This window comes from Mitsuaria sp. GD03876 (assembly GCF_029840635.1).
Classification (GTDB): domain Bacteria; phylum Pseudomonadota; class Gammaproteobacteria; order Burkholderiales; family Burkholderiaceae_C; genus Roseateles.
Genome location: NZ_JAOCCU010000034.1, coordinates 37,314 through 55,690, shown reverse-complemented (window position 1 = coordinate 55,690; position 18,377 = coordinate 37,314). Strand labels below are relative to the sequence as shown.

Annotated in this window: 17 protein-coding genes; 14 read left to right on the top strand and 3 right to left on the bottom strand. The window is 69.5% G+C overall.

Going from position 1 to position 18,377, the window contains the following annotated elements; genetic code table 11:
• Window positions 1-64 precede the first annotated feature (64 nt).
• From N5D62_RS20090 to N5D62_RS20045, 10 genes are all read left to right on the top strand, one after another.
• Window positions 65-1,027, top strand: a complete 963-nt coding sequence (locus tag N5D62_RS20090) for an inositol monophosphatase family protein (protein WP_279759663.1) — start codon at window positions 65-67, stop codon at window positions 1,025-1,027.
• 244 nt (window positions 1,028-1,271) lie between these two features.
• Window positions 1,272-3,869 (top strand): DNA mismatch repair protein MutS, encoded by a 2,598-nt coding sequence (mutS, locus tag N5D62_RS20085; protein WP_279759662.1) that lies wholly within the window; start codon window positions 1,272-1,274, stop codon window positions 3,867-3,869.
• 28 nt (window positions 3,870-3,897) lie between these two features.
• Window positions 3,898-4,737 carry an alpha/beta hydrolase gene (locus N5D62_RS20080; RefSeq protein ID WP_279759661.1) on the top strand — a complete coding sequence of 280 codons (840 nt, stop codon included), beginning with the start codon at window positions 3,898-3,900 and terminating at the stop codon, window positions 4,735-4,737.
• A gap of 61 nt (window positions 4,738-4,798) precedes the next feature.
• Window positions 4,799-6,475 (top strand): CTP synthase, encoded by a 1,677-nt coding sequence (locus N5D62_RS20075; protein WP_279759660.1) that lies wholly within the window; start codon window positions 4,799-4,801, stop codon window positions 6,473-6,475.
• Between the two features lie 48 nt (window positions 6,476-6,523).
• Window positions 6,524-6,811 carry a DUF1330 domain-containing protein gene (locus N5D62_RS20070; protein ID WP_279759659.1) on the top strand — a complete coding sequence of 96 codons (288 nt, stop codon included), beginning with the start codon at window positions 6,524-6,526 and terminating at the stop codon, window positions 6,809-6,811.
• A gap of 183 nt (window positions 6,812-6,994) precedes the next feature.
• Window positions 6,995-8,281, top strand: coding sequence for a phosphopyruvate hydratase (eno, locus tag N5D62_RS20065; protein ID WP_279759658.1), 1,287 nt, complete (start codon window positions 6,995-6,997; stop codon window positions 8,279-8,281).
• Between the two features lie 97 nt (window positions 8,282-8,378).
• Window positions 8,379-8,648: a septum formation initiator family protein gene (locus N5D62_RS20060; protein WP_279759657.1), complete on the top strand. Its 270-nt coding sequence runs from the start codon at window positions 8,379-8,381 to the stop codon at window positions 8,646-8,648.
• Between the two features lie 29 nt (window positions 8,649-8,677).
• Complete coding sequence (gene pnuC, locus N5D62_RS20055; protein WP_279759656.1) at window positions 8,678-9,352, top strand: nicotinamide riboside transporter PnuC; 675 nt, start codon at window positions 8,678-8,680, stop codon at window positions 9,350-9,352.
• Between the two features lie 65 nt (window positions 9,353-9,417).
• Window positions 9,418-10,098 (top strand): ATP-binding protein, encoded by a 681-nt coding sequence (locus N5D62_RS20050; RefSeq protein ID WP_279759655.1) that lies wholly within the window; start codon window positions 9,418-9,420, stop codon window positions 10,096-10,098.
• 105 nt (window positions 10,099-10,203) lie between these two features.
• Entirely contained in the window at window positions 10,204-11,964 is a 1,761-nt protein-coding gene (locus tag N5D62_RS20045) for a bifunctional metallophosphatase/5'-nucleotidase (protein ID WP_279759654.1), read from the top strand.
• A gap of 6 nt (window positions 11,965-11,970) precedes the next feature.
• On the opposite strand, the gene N5D62_RS20040 is transcribed toward N5D62_RS20045, so the two are convergent.
• A complete protein-coding gene (locus N5D62_RS20040; RefSeq protein ID WP_279759653.1) occupies window positions 11,971-12,951 on the bottom strand; it encodes an Hsp33 family molecular chaperone HslO in 981 nt (326 codons plus the stop codon).
• 21 nt (window positions 12,952-12,972) lie between these two features.
• Window positions 12,973-13,518 carry a gamma carbonic anhydrase family protein gene (locus tag N5D62_RS20035; RefSeq protein ID WP_279759652.1) on the bottom strand — a complete coding sequence of 182 codons (546 nt, stop codon included), beginning with the start codon at window positions 13,516-13,518 and terminating at the stop codon, window positions 12,973-12,975.
• A 29-nt stretch (window positions 13,519-13,547) separates the two neighbouring features.
• On the opposite strand from N5D62_RS20035, the gene N5D62_RS20030 reads away from it, so the two are divergent.
• Together N5D62_RS20030 and N5D62_RS20025 are read left to right on the top strand one after the other, a co-directional pair.
• The gene (locus N5D62_RS20030; RefSeq protein WP_279759651.1) at window positions 13,548-14,345 is read left to right on the top strand and encodes a ferritin-like domain-containing protein; all 798 of its coding nucleotides are present in this window, start codon (window positions 13,548-13,550) and stop codon (window positions 14,343-14,345) included.
• A 58-nt stretch (window positions 14,346-14,403) separates the two neighbouring features.
• On the top strand, window positions 14,404-15,297 hold the full coding sequence (locus tag N5D62_RS20025; protein ID WP_279759650.1) for a DMT family transporter: 894 nt from the start codon (window positions 14,404-14,406) through the stop codon (window positions 15,295-15,297).
• 46 nt (window positions 15,298-15,343) lie between these two features.
• On the opposite strand, the gene N5D62_RS20020 is transcribed toward N5D62_RS20025, so the two are convergent.
• Window positions 15,344-15,817 carry an Lrp/AsnC family transcriptional regulator gene (locus tag N5D62_RS20020; RefSeq protein ID WP_279759649.1) on the bottom strand — a complete coding sequence of 158 codons (474 nt, stop codon included), beginning with the start codon at window positions 15,815-15,817 and terminating at the stop codon, window positions 15,344-15,346.
• 134 nt (window positions 15,818-15,951) lie between these two features.
• Here N5D62_RS20020 and N5D62_RS20015 point away from each other — a divergent pair, with 134 nt between their 5' ends.
• A complete protein-coding gene (locus tag N5D62_RS20015) occupies window positions 15,952-17,262 on the top strand; it encodes an aspartate aminotransferase family protein (protein WP_279759648.1) in 1,311 nt (436 codons plus the stop codon).
• A gap of 47 nt (window positions 17,263-17,309) precedes the next feature.
• Window positions 17,310-18,260, top strand: coding sequence for a DMT family transporter (locus N5D62_RS20010; protein ID WP_279759647.1), 951 nt, complete (start codon window positions 17,310-17,312; stop codon window positions 18,258-18,260).
• Window positions 18,261-18,377: the final 117 nt, after the last annotated feature.

Below are 18,377 nucleotides of genomic sequence, written 5' to 3'. Positions count from 1 at the left end.
ATCGACGTCCGGCGCTTGCTCTTTCCCTTCGCCAGTCCACTTCCCAGCACAGGAACCGTCCCGCATGACGCAAGCCGCCCTTCATCCCATGCTCAACGTCGCCATCAAGGCGGCGCGCACCGCCGGCGCGATCATCAACCGCGCGTCGATGGACCTGGACATCCTGAAGATCAACACCAAGTCGCCCAACGACTTCGTGACCGAAGTGGACCAGGCCGCCGAGCAGGCGATCATCGAGACGCTGCTGCAGGCCTACCCCGACCACGGCATCCTGGCCGAAGAGTCCGGCCGCGAATACGGCGCGCGGCACTCCGAGTACCAGTGGATCATCGACCCGCTGGACGGCACCACCAACTTCATCCACGGCCTGCCGTTCTACTGCGTGTCGATCGCGCTGGCGCACCGCAACGTGGTGCAGCAGGCGGTGGTGTACGACCCGACGCGCAACGACCTGTTCTACGCGACCAAGGGCCGCGGCGCCTTCCTCAACGACAAGCGCATCCGCGTCAGCAAGCGCACCCGCATGAGCGACGCGCTGATCGGCACCGGCTTCCCGTTCCGCCGCGGCGACAACTTCAAGCGCTACCTCAAGATGTTCGAGGAAGTCATGACCCAGGTCGCCGGCGTGCGCCGCCCGGGCGCCGCGGCGCTGGACCTGTGCTACGTGGCCGCCGGCCACTACGACGGCTTCTTCGAGACCGGCCTGAACCCGTGGGACGTGGCCGCGGGCTCGCTGATCATCCAGGAGGCGGGCGGCCTGGTGGGCAACTTCACCGGCGAGCCGGACTTCCTGCACCAGCGCGAGATCGTCGCCGGCACGCCGCGCATCTACGGCCCGCTGGTCCAGATCCTGGCGCCGTTCACCCGCGTGATCACGCAGGACGACTTGGACGCCGACGCCGCGGCCGGCGAGACCCCGGCCGAGAAGCCGGCCGCGAAGAAGAAGGCGGCCGCCGCCGAGGGCGACGCGCCGAAGAAACGCGGCCCGGTTCGCATCAAGAAGACGGACGAGAACGCGGAAGGCTGATCGCCGCCACCGCCTGCGTTCGCTGTGGCGGACCGGCGGGTTCCTTACGCCACCTGACAAGGCCCTCCCCTCGGAGGGCCTTGTGCTTTCGACGGGGGAATCGCGGGGGAGGCCTGCGCCACGACCGGTCCGGCGGGACTAGCATGCGCTTCATCTCGAGCCTCCGACGCTTGCCCTACACTCCCTTCCCAGCCACCCTCCACAGCGCCCTCCGACCGAGGGCGTTGTCCATTTCCCGCCTCCGATGACCAGCGCAGCGACCGACGACTTCAGCCAGCACACGCCGATGATGCAGCAGTACTTCCGCTTGAAGGCGGAGCATCCGGACACGCTGCTGTTCTATCGGATGGGAGACTTCTACGAGGTCTTCTTCGACGACGCCCGCAAGGCCAACGCGCTGCTGGACGTCACGCTGACCACGCGCGGCCAGAGCGGCGGCGAGCCGGTCGTCATGGCCGGCATCCCGGTGCACTCGCTCGAGTCCTACCTGGCCAAGCTGCTCAAGATGGGCGAGCCCGTCGCGATCGCCGAGCAGACCGGCGAGGTCGGCGCCGGCAAGGGCCCGGTCGAGCGCAAGGTAGTGCGGGTGGCCACGCCCGGCACCGTCACCGAATCCGAGCTGCTGGCCGACAAGCAGGACTCGATCCTGCTGGCCATCACCACGCAGGGCAAGACCTTCGGGCTGGCCTGGCTGTCGATGACGCAAGGCCGGATCGGACTGACGCAGTGCGGCGAACGCGAACTGGCCTCGTGGCTGTCGCGGCTGTCGCCGGCGGAGGTGCTGGTCGACCGCGAGAAACATCCGCAGGCGGTGCTCGCGGCGCGGCTGCCGATCACGAACTGCCAGGTCTGGCAATTCGACGCGCCGCTGGGCTTGCGCAAGCTCTGCACCCAGCTCGGCGTGGCCAGCCTGCAGGGCTTCAATGCCCAGGAACTGACGGCCGCCCACGCGGCCGCGTCCTGCCTGCTGAGCTACGCCGAGAAGACCCAGAACCGCGCGCTGACGCATGTGAAGTCGCTGCAGGTGCTGCGCGCGACCGACCTGCTGGACATGCCGCCGGCCACCCAACGCAACCTGGAACTGACGCAGACGCTGCGCGGCGAGACCTCGCCGACGCTGCTGTCGCTGCTGGACGTCTGCCGCACCGGCATGGGCAGCCGCATGATCCGCCACTGGCTGCTGCATCCGGAGCGCGAGCGCGCCACCGCCCGCGAGCGGCAGGACGCGATCGCCGAGCTGATGACCACCGGCTTCGAGCCGCTGCGCGAGGCGCTGCGCCAGGTCTCCGACGTCGAGCGCATCGCCGCGCGCATCGCGCTGCGGCAGGTCCGCCCGCGCGAGCTGTCAGGCCTGCGCGGCACGCTGCAGGTCCTGCCGGAACTCGCGCAGACGGTGCCCGGCGGCGCGCCGCTGCTGGAGCAGTTGGCCGAAGGCCTGCGCGCCTCGCCCCACATCGGCGAGCTGCTGACCCGCGCGATCGCGGAAGAGCCGTCCGCGCTGTTGCGCGAAGGCGGCGTCATCGCCAAGGGCTTCGACGAGGAGCTCGACGACCTGCGCGCGGTGCAGACCAACTGCGATGATTTCCTGATCGCGCTGGAGACACGCGAGCGCGCACGCACCGGCATCGGCAACCTGCGGGTCCAGTACAACAAGGTGCATGGCTTCTACATCGAGGTGACCAACAGCGGCCTCGAGAAGATCCCCGCCGACTACACCCGCCGCCAGACGCTGAAGAACGCCGAGCGCTTCATCACGCCGGAACTGAAGGCCTTCGAGGACAAGGCGTTGTCGGCCAACGAGCGCGCGCTGGCCCGCGAGAAGATGCTCTACGAGTTGGTCGTCGACCAGCTCACCGAGGAGATGCAGGCGCTGGGCCGGCTGGCGCGCTCGCTGGCATCGCTGGACGTGCTGGCGGCGCTGGCCGACCGCGCGGCCGAGCTGAACTGGTGCCGGCCGGAGTTCGTCTCGCATCCCTGCATCGACATCCAGGGTGGGCGTCATCCGGTCGTCGAGGCGCGGCTGCGCGAGACCGGCGCGGGTGAGTTCATGGCCAACGACTGCCGGCTCGACGCGCGCACCAAGCTGATGGTCATCACCGGCCCGAACATGGGCGGCAAGAGCACCTTCATGCGGCAGGTGGCACTGATCGCGCTGCTGGCGGCCATCGGCGCCTATGTCCCGGCGACGGCCTGCCGGCTCGGCCCGATCGACGCGATCCATACCCGCATCGGCGCGGCGGACGACCTGGCGAACGCGCAGTCGACCTTCATGCTCGAGATGACCGAGGCCGCCGCGATCCTGCACGGTGCGACCGAGCAGTCGCTGGTGCTGATGGACGAGATCGGCCGCGGCACCTCGACCTTCGACGGCCTGGCGCTGGCCGGCGCGATCGCGACCCATCTGCACGACAAGTGCCGCGCGTTCACGCTGTTCGCGACCCACTACTTCGAGCTGACCGAGTTCCCGGCCAAGCATCCGCAGGCGATCAACATGCATGTCTCGGCGGTCGAGAGCGGCGAGAACATCGTCTTCCTGCACGAGATCCAACCCGGTCCGGCGAGCCGCAGCTACGGCGTGCAGGTCGCGCGCCTGGCCGGCATGCCCTCGCCGGTGGTGCGGCAAGCCCGCGCGGCGCTGGAGGCGCTGGAGTCCCGCGCCACCGAGGGCGAGAGCCAGATCGACCTGTTCGCGCCGCCGCCGGAGCCCGCGCCCGGCGCGCACGTCCAGGAGCCTTCCGAGCTGATGGACGCGCTGCGCGACCTGGACCCCGACGCGCTCAGTCCGCGCGAGGCGCATGCGGCGCTCTATCAGTTGAAGACGCTGGCCGCGGGTCGCCACTGACGCCTCGCCGCACCACCGATCGCCCGCCATGGACACCGCCGACACCCCCGCCAAGACGATCGTGTTCTCGCATGCCAACGGGTTTCCGTCGGGCTGCTACCGGGTGCTGTTCGACATCTGGCGCGACGCCGGCTGGAACGTCCATGCGCTGCCGCGCATCGGCCACGATCCGCGCTACCCGGTGACCAGCAACTGGCCGCATCTGCGCGACGAACTGCTGCACTTCATCCAGGACGAGGTGAAACCCGCCGGCCCGGTGATGCTGGTGGGCCACTCGCTCGGCGGACTGCTGTCGCTGCTGGCGGCGTGCCGCAAGCCGGCGCTGGCACAGGGGTTGGTGATGCTGGATTCGCCGGTCGTCGACGGCTGGCGCGCGCACAGCCTGCGCGTGGCCAAGTCGGCCGGGTTCATCAAGCGCGTCTCGCCGGGCAAGATCTCGCACCAGCGCCGCTACGAATGGCCCAGCCGCGAGGACGTGCACACGCATTTCGCGTCCAAGGGCAAGTTCGCGCGCTGGGATCCGCGGGTGCTGAAGGACTACATCGCCAGCGGCTTCGACGAGCACGAGGACGGCCAGGTGCGGCTCGGCTTCAGCCGCGACATCGAGACCCGCATCTACAACACGCTGCCGCACAACCTGCCGCGCATCCTCAAGGGCCACGCGCCGAAGTGCCCGGTGGCCTTCATCGCGGGCACGCAGTCCGAGGAACTGCGGCAGGCGACGGCCGCGGGGTCCAAGGCCTTGGCCAAGGACCGGTTCAGATGGTTCGAGGGCACGCACCTCTACCCGTTCGAGCGCCCCGACGACACTGCCCGGCTGGTGCTCGAGCTCATGGGGGACATGAGCCCCCATCCCTCATCGCTATAATCGCGCTTTACCACCACGGCGTTTTCGGGTTCCGTTCGGAAGACCCAGGCGCTGCAAGACAATGACCAAGTACGTCTTCGTCACCGGCGGTGTCGTGTCCTCCCTCGGCAAGGGCATCGCATCGGCCTCTCTCGCGGCCCTTCTCGAGTCCCGCGGCCTCAAAGTCACCCTGATCAAGCTGGATCCCTACATCAACGTGGATCCGGGCACGATGTCCCCGTTCCAGCACGGCGAGGTCTTCGTCACCGACGACGGCGCCGAGACCGACCTGGACCTGGGCCATTACGAGCGCTTCATCACCACGCGGATGAAGAAGAGCAACAACTTCACCACCGGACAGATCTACATGTCGGTGCTGGAGAAGGAACGCCGCGGCGACTACCTCGGCAAGACCGTCCAGGTCATCCCGCACATCACCAACGAGATGCAGGACTTCATCCGCCGCGGCGCCGGTCACGGCACCGCCGACGCGGTGGACGTGGCGATCGTCGAGATCGGCGGCACGGTCGGCGACATCGAGTCGCTGCCCTTCCTCGAAGCCGCGCGTCAGATGAGCCTCAAGATGGGCCCGACCAACGTCGCGTTCGTCCATCTGACCTACGTGCCGTGGATCGCCGCGGCCGGCGAACTCAAGACCAAGCCCACGCAGCACACCGTGCAGAAGCTGCGCGAGATCGGCATCCAGCCCGACGCGCTGCTGTGCCGCGCCGACCGCCGCGTGCCGGACGACGAACGCGAGAAGATCTCGCTGTTCACCAACGTGCCCGAGTACGGCGTGATCTCGATGTGGGACGTGAACACCATCTACAAGGTGCCGCGCGTGCTGCATGAGCAGGGCCTGGACCAGCTGATCTGCACCAAGCTGCAGCTCAACACCAAGTCCACCGACCTGCGGCGCTGGGACATGCTGGTCAACGAGGTCGAGCACCCGAAGACCGAAGTCACCATCGCGATGTGCGGCAAGTACACCGACCTGTCGGACAGCTACAAGTCGCTGAACGAGGCGCTGCGCCACGCCGGCATCCACAACCATGCCCGCGTGAACATCGAGTACGTCGACTCCGAGACGCTGGATGCCGAGCACGTCAAGCAGCTCGAGAAGTACGACGCGATCCTGGTGCCCGGCGGCTTCGGCAAGCGCGGTGTCGAGGGCAAGATCCTCGCCGCCCAGTACGCCCGCGAGCACCGGACCCCTTACCTCGGCATCTGCCTGGGCATGCAGGTCGCGACGATCGAGTACGCGCGCCACAAGGCGCAGCTGGACGGCGCGAACTCGACCGAGTTCGAGCCCGACGCGCCGCACAAGGTGATCGCGCTGATCGACGAATGGCAGGACGCCGACGGCTCGATCCAGAAGCGCACCGCGCAGTCGGACCTCGGCGGCACGATGCGCCTGGGCGCGCAGAGCTCGGACGTCAAGCCCGGCACGCTGGCCTACGAGATCTACGGCCCGGTCGTGAACGAGCGTCACCGTCACCGCTATGAAGCGAACGAGCAGTACCTGGACCAGTTGCAGGACGCCGGCCTGGTGATCTCGGCGATCACGCAGCGCGAGAAGCTGACCGAGATCGTCGAGCTGCCGCGCAACGTGCACCCCTGGTACATGGGCGTGCAGTTCCACCCGGAGTTCAAGTCGACCCCGTGGGACGGCCACCCGCTGTTCATCGCGTTCATCAAGGCCGCGCTGGAGCACAAGGCCAAGGCCGGCCACGACGTCAGCGCCCCCGCCGCGGCCTGAGCCGCGACGCGACCGGGACCTCCGCCCTTCACGACCGAGACACCGCCCATGCCCGCCTTCATCATTGCCGACGTGACCGTGACCGATGCCGACCAGATGGCGAAGTACCGCGAATGGAGCACGAAGGCGATGCAGGAGCACGGCGCGGAGGTGCAGGTCCGCGGCGGCACGGTCGAGGTGCTGGAAGGCGACTGGACGCCCTCGCGGCTGGTCGTGCTGAAGTTCCCCGACCGCGCGGCGGCCAAGGCCTTCTACGACTCCGAGACCTACCAGCATGCGAAGTCGCTGCGCGAGCACGCTGGCATCATGCGCATGGTCGTCGTCGACGGCGTCTGATCCTGGCCGCGCCAGCGATTCCCCATGAATCAGCCATCGCGCCGCAAGCCCGCTCCGACGGGCCTTCGCGGCCCGATGGCTTTTTTTCGTCCCGCATTCCCGGCGCAGCTTGTTCAGCACAGGTAACCCGTTGCTGGCACCATGCGCGCCGACCGAGTTTTTTCACTTCTGGAGACTGTTCCCATGAGCGCCATTGTTGACATCGTCGGCCGCGAGATCCTCGACAGCCGCGGCAATCCCACCGTCGAATGCGACGTGCTGCTGGAGTCCGGCGTGATGGGCCGCGCCGCCGTGCCGTCGGGCGCGTCGACCGGCTCGCGCGAAGCCATCGAGCTGCGCGACGGCGACAAGTCCCGCTACCTGGGCAAGGGCGTGCTCAAGGCCGTCGAGCACATCAACACCGAGATCTCCGAAGCGGTGCTGGGCCTGGACGCCTCCGAGCAGGCCTTCCTGGACAAGACCCTGATCGACCTGGACGGCACCGAGAACAAGAGCCGCCTGGGCGCCAACGCGATGCTGGCCGTGTCGATGGCCGTGGCGCGCGCCGCCGCGGAAGAGTCGGGCCTGCCGCTGTACCGCTACTTCGGCGGCATGGCCGGCAACCAGCTGCCGGTGCCGATGATGAACGTCATCAACGGCGGCGCGCACGCCAACAACTCGATCGACCTGCAGGAACTGATGATCATCCCCGTGGGCGCGCCGTCGTTCCGCGAGGCGCTGCGCTGGGGCGCGGAGGTCTTCCACGCGCTCAAGAAGATCATCGACGCCAAGGGCATGTCCACGGCCGTCGGCGACGAAGGCGGCTTCGCCCCGAACGTCGAGAACCATGAAGCCGCGATCCAGATGATCCTGGAGGCGATCGACAAGGCCGGCTACACCGCCGGCGAGCAGATCGCCCTGGGCCTGGACTGCGCCGCCAGCGAGTTCTACAAGGACGGCAAGTACGTGCTGGAAGGCGAAGGCGGCATCCAGCTGAGCGCCGAGCAGTGGACCGACATGCTGGCCACCTGGGTCGACAAGTACCCGATCATCTCGATCGAGGACGGCATGGCCGAAGGCGACTGGGACGGCTGGAAGCACATCACCGAGAAGCTGGGCGACAAGGTGCAGCTGGTGGGCGACGACCTGTTCGTCACCAACACCAAGATCCTGAAGGAAGGCATCGACAAGGGCATCGCCAACTCGATCCTGATCAAGATCAACCAGATCGGCACGCTGACCGAGACCTTCGCCGCCATCGAGATGGCCAAGCGCGCGGGCTACACCGCCGTGATCTCGCACCGCTCGGGCGAGACCGAGGACTCGACGATCTCCGACATCGCCGTCGGCCTGAACGCCGGCCAGATCAAGACCGGCTCGCTGTCGCGCTCGGACCGCATGGCCAAGTACAACCAGCTGCTGCGCATCGAGGAAGACCTGGGCGACGTCGCCGTCTACCCGGGCCGCGCCGCGTTCTACAACCTGCGCTGACCGACACCGCGAGGACTCCCCGTTTCGTGGGGGAGTCCCGCGACGAGGGCGGGCCCGGCGGGCCTGCCCTTTTTTGTTGCGGCTACACTCGCGGCCTGTGAAAGCCCTGGCCATCGTCCTCATCGCCTTCCTCGCCGCCATCCAGGGCCAGCTCTGGGCCGGCAAGGGCGGCCTGGCCCGTGGCGTGCAACTGCGCGCCGAGCTGCGCCAGCAGGCCGAGGCCAACGAGAAGGCCCGCGCGCGCAACGCGCAGCTGCAGGCCGAGTTGCTCGACCTGCGCGAAGGCCTCGAGATGGTCGAGGAAAAGGCCCGCATGGAACTGGGCATGGTCAAGCCGGACGAGGTCTTCGTCCCGCTGCGCCGCTGAACCTCCGCGTTTCCCGCATGCTCACGCCGATGGATGCCTTGCCCGGGCCGCTCGCCGCCCTTCTGAACGATTTCAACGCCGCGCTCGCCTGGGCGCTGTCGCCGGCCTTCACCGCGCTGGGCAGCCCGATCAGCTGGCTGGAACTGATCGCCTTCGTGCTCGCGATCTGGATGGTCGTGTGCAACATGCGGGTGCAGGTGCTGGCCTGGCCGCTGGCGCTGACCAGCTCGCTGCTGTACTTCCTGCTGTTCTGGAGCGGCAAGCTCTACGGCGAGGCCTCGCTGCAGCTGCTGTTCGCGGCGCTCGCGCTGTGGGGCTGGTGGCAATGGCTGCGCGGCCGCACCGCCGACGGCCAGGCGCTGCGCGTGCGCACGCTCGACACGCGCGGCCGCATGACCGCGCTGCTGGTGACGCTGGCCGCCTGGCCGCTGCTGGGGCTGTTCCTGCAGCACCGCACCGATTCGCCGCTCCCCTATTGGGATGCCCTCCCGACCGTGGCCAGCATCACCGGCCAATGGCTGCTCGGCCGCAAGTACCAGGAGAACTGGCCCGTCTGGGTGATGGTCAACCTGGTCAGCATCGCGCTGTTCGCGCTCAAGGGCTACTGGCTGACGGTGCTGCTGTACGCGGTGTTCGTGCCGATGTCGGTGGCCGGCTGGCGTGCCTGGCAGCGCCAGTTGCGCCCGGCCGCCATCGCCGCCTGACGCCGCCGCGCGCCGCCGCGTTCCGCCGCGTTCCGCCCTCCCCGTTCCTCCGCCCGTCTCCGCCCATGACGCTGCACATCGCCCTCGTCGGCGCCGAGAGCACCGGCAAGAGCCAGCTCGCGATCGCGCTGCACGAGCACCTGCGGTCCCAGACGCGGCTGCGCTGCGCGCTGGTCGGCGAGTTCCTGCGCGAATGGTGCGACCGCGAGGGCCGCACGCCGCGCCCCGACGAGCAGCGCGCGATCGCCGAGGAACAATGGCGCCGCGCCGAGATCGCCGCCCTCGACCACGACCTGGTGCTGCACGACACGACGCCGCTGATGACCGCGGTCTACAGCGAACAGCTCTTCGACGACACGAGCCTCCACCCCTTCGCGCTCCAGGTCCAGGCCCGCATGGATGCGACGCTGCTGATGGCGCTGGACCTGCCCTGGGTCGCCGACGGCCTGCGCGACGGCCCGCACGCCCAGCAACCCACCGACCGGCTGTTGCGCCGCGCGCTGCGCGATGCCGGCCTGGGCTACAGCCTGGTCACCGGCGCCGGGCCGGAGCGCCTCCAGCAGGCGCTGAACGCGCTCGGCCCGCTGCTCCGCCCCCGTCTCGACCGCGAGGACGGCCTGTTCGGCCGCCTGCTGCGGCGCGACGAGCGCCTGGCCGGACCGGCCGGCGGGTGGCTCTGCGAGCTGTGCGACGACCCGGCCTGCGAGCACGCCAGCCGCGCCACTGAGCGTCAGCCGCGCGGCTGAACGCGACCCTCACGAAGCGGACGGACACGCAAGGCACAATCCGCCGCCTGCGTGGCCGCAAACATTTGCGGGCGGCGCTTCCCGGAGTCTGCTGGAGCCCTTGCGATGAACCGTCCTTCCGTCCGCCGTCCGTTGGCGGCCCTGTCGATGCTGCTGAGCGCGGCGCTGCTGGCCGCCTGCGGCTCGCTGAACCCCTCGGCCCCGCAGGCGACGATGCCGCCGGTGCTCAGCGCGCCGCCCGCCCCCGCGAAGGCGCTCACCGGCCAGGTCGCCGTCAAGGTGCTGGCGATCAACGACTTCCACGGCAACCTGCTCCCGCCGGCCGGCGGCATCAAGCTGCCCGACCCGCAGAACCCCGGCAAGACGATCACGCTGGACGCCGGCGGCGCCGAGCGCCTGGCGACCGTGGTCGCGCAGATCAAGGCGAAGAATCCCAACCACGTGTTCGTGGCCGCCGGCGACCTGGTCGGCGCCAGCCCGCTGCTGTCGGCGCTGTTCCATGACGAGTCGACGATCGAGTCGCTCGGCCTGATGGGGCTGGACCTGTCGGCGGTCGGCAACCACGAGTTCGACCAGGGCCTGGACGAACTGCTGCGCAAGCAGCGCGGCGGCTGCCATCCGAAGGACGGCTGCAAGGGCCCGACCGAGTTCAAGGGCGCCAAGTACCAGTACCTCGCCGCCAGCACCATCGACACCCGGACCGGCCAATCGGTCCTGCCGGCCTACGCGATCAAGCGCTTCGGCGGCGTGCCGGTCGGCTTCATCGGCCTGACGCTCAAGGGCACGCCGGAACTGGTCAGCCCGACCGGCGTCGCCGGCCTGCGCTTCGACGACGAGGCCGAGACCGTCAATCGCCTGATCCCCGAGCTCGAGCGCCAGGGCGTGCGCGCGGTCGTCGTGCTGATCCACGAAGGCGGCGTGCCCGTGGGCGGCATCAACGACTGCCCCGGCATCTCCGGCCCGATCGTCGACATCGTGAAGAAGCTCGACAAGCGCGTCGGCCTGGTCGTCTCCGGCCACACCCACCGCGCCTACAACTGCCGCATCGACGGCCGGCTGGTCACCAGCGGCGACAAGTACGGGACGCTGGTCACCGAGATCGACCTGACCCTGGACCGCGCCACCGGCGCGATGGTCGAGGCCCGCGCCGACAACGTCGTCGTGCGCCCCGAGACCGCGAAGGACCCGCGCCAGACGCTGCTGATCAGCAGCTACCAGCAGGTCGCCCAGCCGCTGATCGAGCGGCCCGTCGGCTTCCTCGCCCAGGCGCTCAGCAAGGACGGCGACGACCGCAACGAAGGCGGCGGCACGACCATGGGGCAACTCGTCGCCGACGCGATGCTGGCCGCCACCCGCGGCCCGGCCCAAGGCGGCGCGCAGATCGCCTTCACCAACATCGGCGGCGTGCGCACCGGCCTCGTCCACCGCGCCGACGACCGCGTCACCTACGGCGACCTGTTCGCGGCGCTGCCGTTCTCCAACATGCTCACCGTGGTCGAGATGAACGGCACGCTGCTGCAGCGCGTGCTCGAGGAACAGTGGCAGAACAACGGCACGAAATGGATGCCGCTGCAGCTCTCGCAGGGCTTCAGCTACCGCTGGGACGCTCGCCGGCCCCTGGGCTCGCGCGTGGTGCCCGGGAGCATGACGCTCGACGGGAAGCCCATCGCCCCCAACCAGACGCTGCGCGTGGCGATCAACAGCTTCCTGCAGGTCGGCGGGGATGGGTTCGTGTCGCTCAAGGACGCGACGTTCGTCCAGACCGGGCCGGTGGACGTCGACGCGCTGGAGGCCTACTTCAAGGCGCTCGGGTCGGGTCGGGTGCAACCCACCGCGCTGGACCGCGCGGTGCGGGTGGATCGCTGACGTCGCTTACTGGACCTGGCGCGAGCCAGGCGCCTGGTTCTGGGGGTCGGTGAAGAGCTCGCCGACATCCACCGCGTCGAAGACGTAGTGGTTGCCGCAGAAGTCGCAGCCGATCTCCACGCCGCCCAGCTCCACCAGGATCTCGTCGACCTCCTGGCGGCCCAGGCCCAGCAGCATGCGCCCCACCCGCTCGCGCGAGCAGGTGCACTGGAAGCGCGGGTACTGCGGGTCGAAACGGCGCACCGTTTCCTCCCAGAACAGCCGGCGCAGGATCGTCTCGCTGTCCAGCGTCAGCAGCTCCTCCGCGGTCAGCGTCGCCGCCAGCATGCTGATGCGGTTGTACGCATCCTCCATCTCCTCGCGCTCCACGCCCGAGGACGCGCCCGCCCCCAGGTTGCCCTCGCCCTCGATCGGCAGGCGCTGGATCAGCAGGCCGGCGGCCAGCTGGTCGTTGGCCGCCAGCACCAGCGTCGTCTCCAGTTGCTCCGACTGGCGCATGTAGTGCTGCAGCACGTCGCTGAGCTTCTCCAGCGGCCGGCCGTCCGGGCCGCTCAGCGGCACCACGCCCTGGTAGGGCTGCTGGCCCGGGAGCCGGTCCTTCGGATCGAGCGTGATCGCGCAGCGCCCCTGCCCATGCAGGTTGAGCATCTGCTGCAGCGTCGCGTCGTCAGGCACTTCCTCGCGGGCCTTGGCCGTGGAGCGGAAGCTCATGTCGGGCTGTACCTCGGTGACCGCCAGCTTCAACGGCCCGTCGCCCATCACCTGGAAGACCAGCGCGCCGTTGAACTTGATGTTGGCCTGCATCAGCACGCCCGCGGCCGTCATCTGGCCCAGCAGGTCGCGCACCGCCGGCGTCAGCGGCTCCTTGCGGCGGCCCAGCAGCTCCTTCCAGCCCTCGTCCAGGCGCACCAACATGCCGCGCACCGGCAGGCCTTCGAAGAGGAATTTGTGCAGCTCGCTCGGAGCCGGCTTGATCGACGTGGTCATGGGAAGTCCTTTGAATTCGAGTTATCTGGGGGCGGACGCCGGATCGTCAACGCGGACGAGTGCCTCGGCATACCGCTGGCCGTTGCGCACGTAATGCGCGGCGCTCATCGCCAGGCCCTGGATCTGCTGCGGCGTGAGCTGCCGCACCACCCGCGCCGGCGAGCCGACGATCAGGCTGCCGTCGGGGAATTCCTTGCCCTCGGTCACCAGCGCGCCGGCGCCCACCAGGCAATTGCTGCCGATGCGCGCGCCGTTGAGCACGACCGCGCCGATGCCGATCAGCGAGTTCTCGCCCACCGTGCAGCCATGCAGCATCACCTGGTGGCCGACGGTGACATGGCGCCCGAGCGTCAACGGGAAGCCGGCGTCGGCGTGCAGGACGCTGCCGTCCTGGACGTTGCTGCCCGCGCCGATGGTGAGGTGCTCGCTGTCGCCGCGCAGCACGGCGTTGAACCAGACGCTGACGTCGTCCTCGAGCGTGACGCGGCCGATGACCTGCGCGCTCTCGGCGACCCAGACGCCGGTGCCGAGTTCCGGCGTGTGCTCGCCGAGGCGATAGACGGCCATGCGTTTCTCCAAAAGGGATAATTCTACGAATGGAACTTCGAACCCGCGCGCTGCAGGTCCTTCTGATCGCGGACCCGCAGGCCAAGGCGCAGGCGGCCCGCGCGCTGCACGCCGACGCCACCGCGACGGACGCTTCGCCCGCGCTGGACACCGCCGCCGTCCTCGTCCCCGACACCGAGCCCCCCGGCCGCCCCGAGCGGCCGCGCCTGGTCGCGGCGCTGCGGGTGGCGTCGCGCTCGCCGTTCACGCCGGAAGGCCGCGCGGCGCTGCTGCACGCGATCGCGCACATCGAGTTCAACGCGATCAACCTGGCGCTGGACGCGGTCTGGCGCTTCCCCGGGATGCCGCGCGCCTACTACCTGGACTGGCTGCGGGTCGCGTCCGAGGAAGCGCTGCACTTCACGCTGCTCGACGAGCACCTGCGCGGCCTGGACCGCCGCTACGGCGACTTCGACGCGCACGACGGGCTGTGGACGATGGCGATGCGCACCGCGGGCGACGTGCTCGCGCGCATGGCGCTGGTGCCGCGCACGCTGGAAGCCCGCGGCCTGGACGCGACGCCGCCGCTGCAGGCCAAGTTCGCCAAGGCCGGCGACGCGCGCGCGGTCGAGATCCTCGCGGTGATCCTGCGCGACGAGGTCGGCCACGTGCGCATCGGCAACCACTGGTACCGCCACCTGTGCCGCGAGCGCGGCCTCGATCCGATCGCGCTCTATCCCGAACTGGTCGAGCGCTTCGACGCCCCCAAGCTGCGCCCGCCGTTCAACCTCGAGGCGCGCGGCGCCGCCGGCTTCAGTGCCGAAGAACTCGCCTATCTCAGCTCATGAAGGCTGACGCCCCCTGACCAGCGGCCGCCCCCGCCGCCGTGCCCCACACTCCCGCCCCATGACCCGCATCCAAGCCAACCTGCTGCTGACCCTCATCGCGATGATCTGGGGCTCCGCCTTCGTCGCCCAGGCCCATGGCATGGAGAGCGTCGGCCCGATGATGTTCACCGGCGTGCGTTTCCTGATCGGCGCGCTGGTGGTGCTGCCGCTGATCCTGCGCGAGCGCCGCGCCCCCAACGTGCCCCCGCTGCGCGGCATCGACGCGCTGAAGATCATGGGCCTGGGCGCGCTGCTGACCGTCGGCGCCGCGCTGCAGCAGGTCGGCATCCAGTACACGACCGTGACCAACGCGGGTTTCCTGACCGCGCTGTACGTGCCGCTGGTGCCGCTGCTGGGCTGGTTCGTGCTGCGCCACCTGCCGCACTGGTCGGTGTGGCCCGGCGCCCTGGCCTGCCTGGTCGGTGCCTTCCTGCTGTCGGGCGCGCATGAACTGAGCATCGGCCTGGGCGACGCCTGGGTGATCGCCTCGTCGCTGCCGTGGGCCGTGCACGTGCTGCTGATCGGGCTGGTGGCGGACCGGTTGAACGCGCCGTTCACCGTCGCGGGCGGGCAGTTCCTGTTCTGCGGCGTGGTGGCGCTGACCTGGGGCCTGGTGGGCGAGTCCTGGAGCTGGTCCGGCCTGCAGGCCGCCGCCGGTCCGATCCTCTACACCGGCGTGCTGTCGGTGGGCGTCGCGTTCACCGCGCAGGTGGTGGCGCAGCGCTACGCGCACGCGGCGGACGCCGCGATCATCCTGTCGTCGGAAACGCTGTTCGCCGCCGTCTTCGGCTACCTGCTGATGGGCGACCGGCTCAACGCCGCCGGCCTGGCGGGCTGCGCGCTGATCCTCGGCGCGATGCTGCTGATCCAGCTGCTGCCGATGCTGCGCGTGCTGCGGCCGCGCGCGGCCTGAGCGCCGACGGCCTGCCGCCTCCCCTCGATCGCCCCTCGCCGGGCGATCAGTCCAGCGGGAAGGCGCTGGTCTTCTTCACCGTGCGCAGCACCAGCATCGAGTTGGCCTTGGCCACGCCCGGCAGCTGCATCAGCACGTGGGTGTGCAGGCGCTCGAGGTCCTCGGCGTCGCGATAGGCGAAGCGCAGCAGGTAGTCGTTGGTCCCGGCGACGTAGAAGCAGTCGAGGATGTCCGGCGCGTCCTGGACCGCCTGCTCGAACGCCGCCAGCGCCGCCGGCGTCATCCGCTCGATGTTGACGATGGTCCAGCTGGTGCCGGGCTTGCCGATCGCCTTCGGATTGAGCAGCGCGACCACGCGGTCGATCACGCCGCTGTCCTCCAGCCGCTTGACCCGCCTGAGGCAGGCCGACGCCGAGAGATGGACCTGCTGCGCGAGGTCCTGATTCGAGATGCGCGCGTCGCGCTGCAAGACCGCGAGGATCGCGCGGTCGATCGCATCCAGTTGCACTTCCTTGACCATGGGCGGCATTGTGTTCGAAGAATCCACCTATCCGCCGCAGTGGATTGCGTGATCGCGGGTTTCCCCGCCTCCGGAACGCTCACCGATTGCGCGGCCCCTTGCCTAGACTGGCCGCCATTCATCCCGGAGTTCCCATGACCACGCCCGACCTCGACGCCTACTGGATGCCGTTCACGGCCAACCGCCAGTTCAAGCAGTCGCCGCGCCTGCTGACGCGCGCCGACGGCATGTTCTTCACCGACGACCACGGCCGCCAGATCCTGGACGGCGTGGCCGGCCTGTGGTGCGTGAACGCCGGCCACAACCGGCCGCGCATCGTGAAGGCGATCCAGGAGCAGGCCGCGGAACTCGACTTCGCGCCGCCGTTCCAGATGGGCCATCCGAAGGCCTTCGAGCTGGCCTCGCGGCTCGCGGCGATCGCGCCCGAGGGCATGAACAAGGTGTTCTTCACCAACTCGGGCTCGGAGTCGGTGGAGACCGCGCTGAAGATCGCGCTGGCCTACCACCGCGTCCGCGGCGAGGGCCAGCGCACGCGGCTGATCGGCCGCGAGCGCGGCTATCACGGCGTCAACTTCGGCGGCATGTCGGTCGGCGGCATGGTCGCCAACCGCAAGATGTTCGGCACGCTGCTCGGCGGTGTCGACCACCTGCGGCACACGCACGACATCGCCCGCAACGCCTTCAGCGTCGGCCTGCCGGCGCATGGCGCGGAACTGGCCGACGACCTCGAGCGGATGGTCGCGCTGCACGACGCGTCGACGATCGCGGCGGTGATCGTCGAACCGGTGGCGGGCTCGGCCGGCGTGCTGATCCCGCCGCAGGGCTACCTGCAACGCCTGCGCGAGATCTGCGACAAGCACGGCATCCTGCTGATCTTCGACGAGGTCATCACCGGCTTCGGCCGCACCGGCAACGCGTTCGCGTCCCAGACCTTCGGCGTCACGCCGGACCTGATGACGGTCGCCAAGGGCCTGACCAACGGCTGCGTGCCGATGGGCGCGGTCTTCGCCCAGCAGCGCGTGCACGACACCTTCATGACGGGACCCGACCACCTGATCGAGTTCTTCCACGGCTACACCTACTCGGCGCATCCGCTGGCCTGCGCGGCGGGCCTGGCGACGCTGGACACCTATGCCGAGGACGGCCTGCTGACGCGGGCGTCGGAGCTGCAAAGCTACTTCGCGGAACAGCTGCATTCGCTGCGCGGCGAGCCGCACGTGATCGACGTCCGCAACCTCGGCCTGGTCGGCGGCGTCGAACTGACGCCCCGCGCCGGCGAGCCCACCAAGCGCGCCTTCGAGACCTTCCTCGACTGCTGGCAGCAAGGCGTGCTGATCCGCACCACCGGCGACATCCTGGCGCTGTCGCCACCGCTGATCGCGGAGCGGGAACACCTGGACCGGATGATCGATGCGATCCGGGTGGCGTTGCGGCGCCTGAAGTGACGAGAGATCGCACGGAGCGCGCCATCGCTGGGGCATCATCGCGCCCCATGTCCAGCCCCCCGACCGACCGTTCCCCCAGCCCGGCGCATCCGGGCCACGCCGGCCACCACGTGCCCTGGCTCTCCTACCTGAGCCTGGCCGCCAGCACCAGCGTGATCGGCAGCTACGTCGGGCTGTCCAAGCTGCTGGTCCTGGCCTTCCCGGTCTTCCTGCTGGCCTTCCTGCGCTTCGGCATGGCCGCCGTGTTCATGCTGCCGTGGCTGCGGCGCGGCCCGGCCGAGAAGCCGCTCTCCGGCCGCACCCGCTTCCTGCTGTTCCTCGAATCCTTCTTCGGCAACTTCCTGTTCTCGATCTGCCTGCTGTTCGGGATGAAGCACAGCTCCGCCGTCGTGGCCGGCGTGATCATGGCCGGCATCCCGGCCACGGTCGCGCTGATGAGCTGGCTGTTCCTGCGCGAGCGCATCGCGCCGCGCACCCTCGCCGGCATCGCGATGGCCGTCGGCGGCATCGCGATCGTCGCGCTCACCAAGCACGACAGCGGCGCCGGCGCCGAGACCTCCGGCTGGGGCGCGCTGCTGCTCGTCGGCGCGATGTGCTGCGAGGCCAGCTATGTCGTCATCGGCAAGCAGCTGACCGCCGACCTGCCGCCGCGGCGCATCAGCGCGCTGATCAACCTGTGGGGCCTGGTGCTCGTCACGCCGCTGGGCCTGTGGCAGGCGATCGATTTCGACTTCGGCGCCGTCGCGCCCAAGGACTGGGGCCTGCTGCTCTTCTACGCGATCGCCGCCAGCACCGTCACGGTCTGGCTCTGGATGAAGGGCCTGCAGCACGTCAGCGCCGCCAAGGCCGGCGTCTTCATGGTCTTCCTGCCGGTGTCGACCGCGCTGATCGGCCTGCTGTTCCTCGGCGAACGCATGAGCGCCACGCAGCTCCTGGCCTACGCGCTGGCGCTCGGCGGCGTGCTGCTGGCCACCTGGCCGGGCCGCGCCGCCCGCTGAACCGGTCTGCCTCCGGGATTACACCGGTCTTCGTCTAGTTTTACTACCAATGTAATACCATTTAGGGATGTCGCCCGCTAAGATGGGTCGATCGAACCCGCCCGGCTGCCTGGCAGC

Excerpts from the sequence above, each read along its gene's own strand:
- mutS (WP_279759662.1), top strand. The coding sequence starts at position 1,272 with ATGACCAGCGCAGCGACCGACGACTTCAGCCAGCACACGCCGATGATG.
- N5D62_RS20030 (WP_279759651.1), top strand. The coding sequence starts at position 13,548 with ATGGAACTTCGAACCCGCGCGCTGCAGGTCCTTCTGATCGCGGACCCG.
- N5D62_RS20040 (WP_279759653.1), bottom strand. The coding sequence starts at position 12,951 with ATGACCACGTCGATCAAGCCGGCTCCGAGCGAGCTGCACAAATTCCTC.
- N5D62_RS20045 (WP_279759654.1), top strand. The coding sequence starts at position 10,204 with ATGAACCGTCCTTCCGTCCGCCGTCCGTTGGCGGCCCTGTCGATGCTG.
- N5D62_RS20075 (WP_279759660.1), top strand. The coding sequence starts at position 4,799 with ATGACCAAGTACGTCTTCGTCACCGGCGGTGTCGTGTCCTCCCTCGGC.
- N5D62_RS20070 (WP_279759659.1), top strand. The coding sequence starts at position 6,524 with ATGCCCGCCTTCATCATTGCCGACGTGACCGTGACCGATGCCGACCAG.
- N5D62_RS20090 (WP_279759663.1), top strand. The coding sequence starts at position 65 with ATGACGCAAGCCGCCCTTCATCCCATGCTCAACGTCGCCATCAAGGCG.
- N5D62_RS20025 (WP_279759650.1), top strand. The coding sequence starts at position 14,404 with ATGACCCGCATCCAAGCCAACCTGCTGCTGACCCTCATCGCGATGATC.
- N5D62_RS20010 (WP_279759647.1), top strand. The coding sequence starts at position 17,310 with ATGTCCAGCCCCCCGACCGACCGTTCCCCCAGCCCGGCGCATCCGGGC.
- N5D62_RS20050 (WP_279759655.1), top strand. The coding sequence starts at position 9,418 with ATGACGCTGCACATCGCCCTCGTCGGCGCCGAGAGCACCGGCAAGAGC.
- N5D62_RS20020 (WP_279759649.1), bottom strand. The coding sequence starts at position 15,817 with ATGGTCAAGGAAGTGCAACTGGATGCGATCGACCGCGCGATCCTCGCG.
- N5D62_RS20035 (WP_279759652.1), bottom strand. The coding sequence starts at position 13,518 with ATGGCCGTCTATCGCCTCGGCGAGCACACGCCGGAACTCGGCACCGGC.
- pnuC (WP_279759656.1), top strand. The coding sequence starts at position 8,678 with ATGGATGCCTTGCCCGGGCCGCTCGCCGCCCTTCTGAACGATTTCAAC.
- N5D62_RS20015 (WP_279759648.1), top strand. The coding sequence starts at position 15,952 with ATGACCACGCCCGACCTCGACGCCTACTGGATGCCGTTCACGGCCAAC.
- eno (WP_279759658.1), top strand. The coding sequence starts at position 6,995 with ATGAGCGCCATTGTTGACATCGTCGGCCGCGAGATCCTCGACAGCCGC.
- N5D62_RS20080 (WP_279759661.1), top strand. The coding sequence starts at position 3,898 with ATGGACACCGCCGACACCCCCGCCAAGACGATCGTGTTCTCGCATGCC.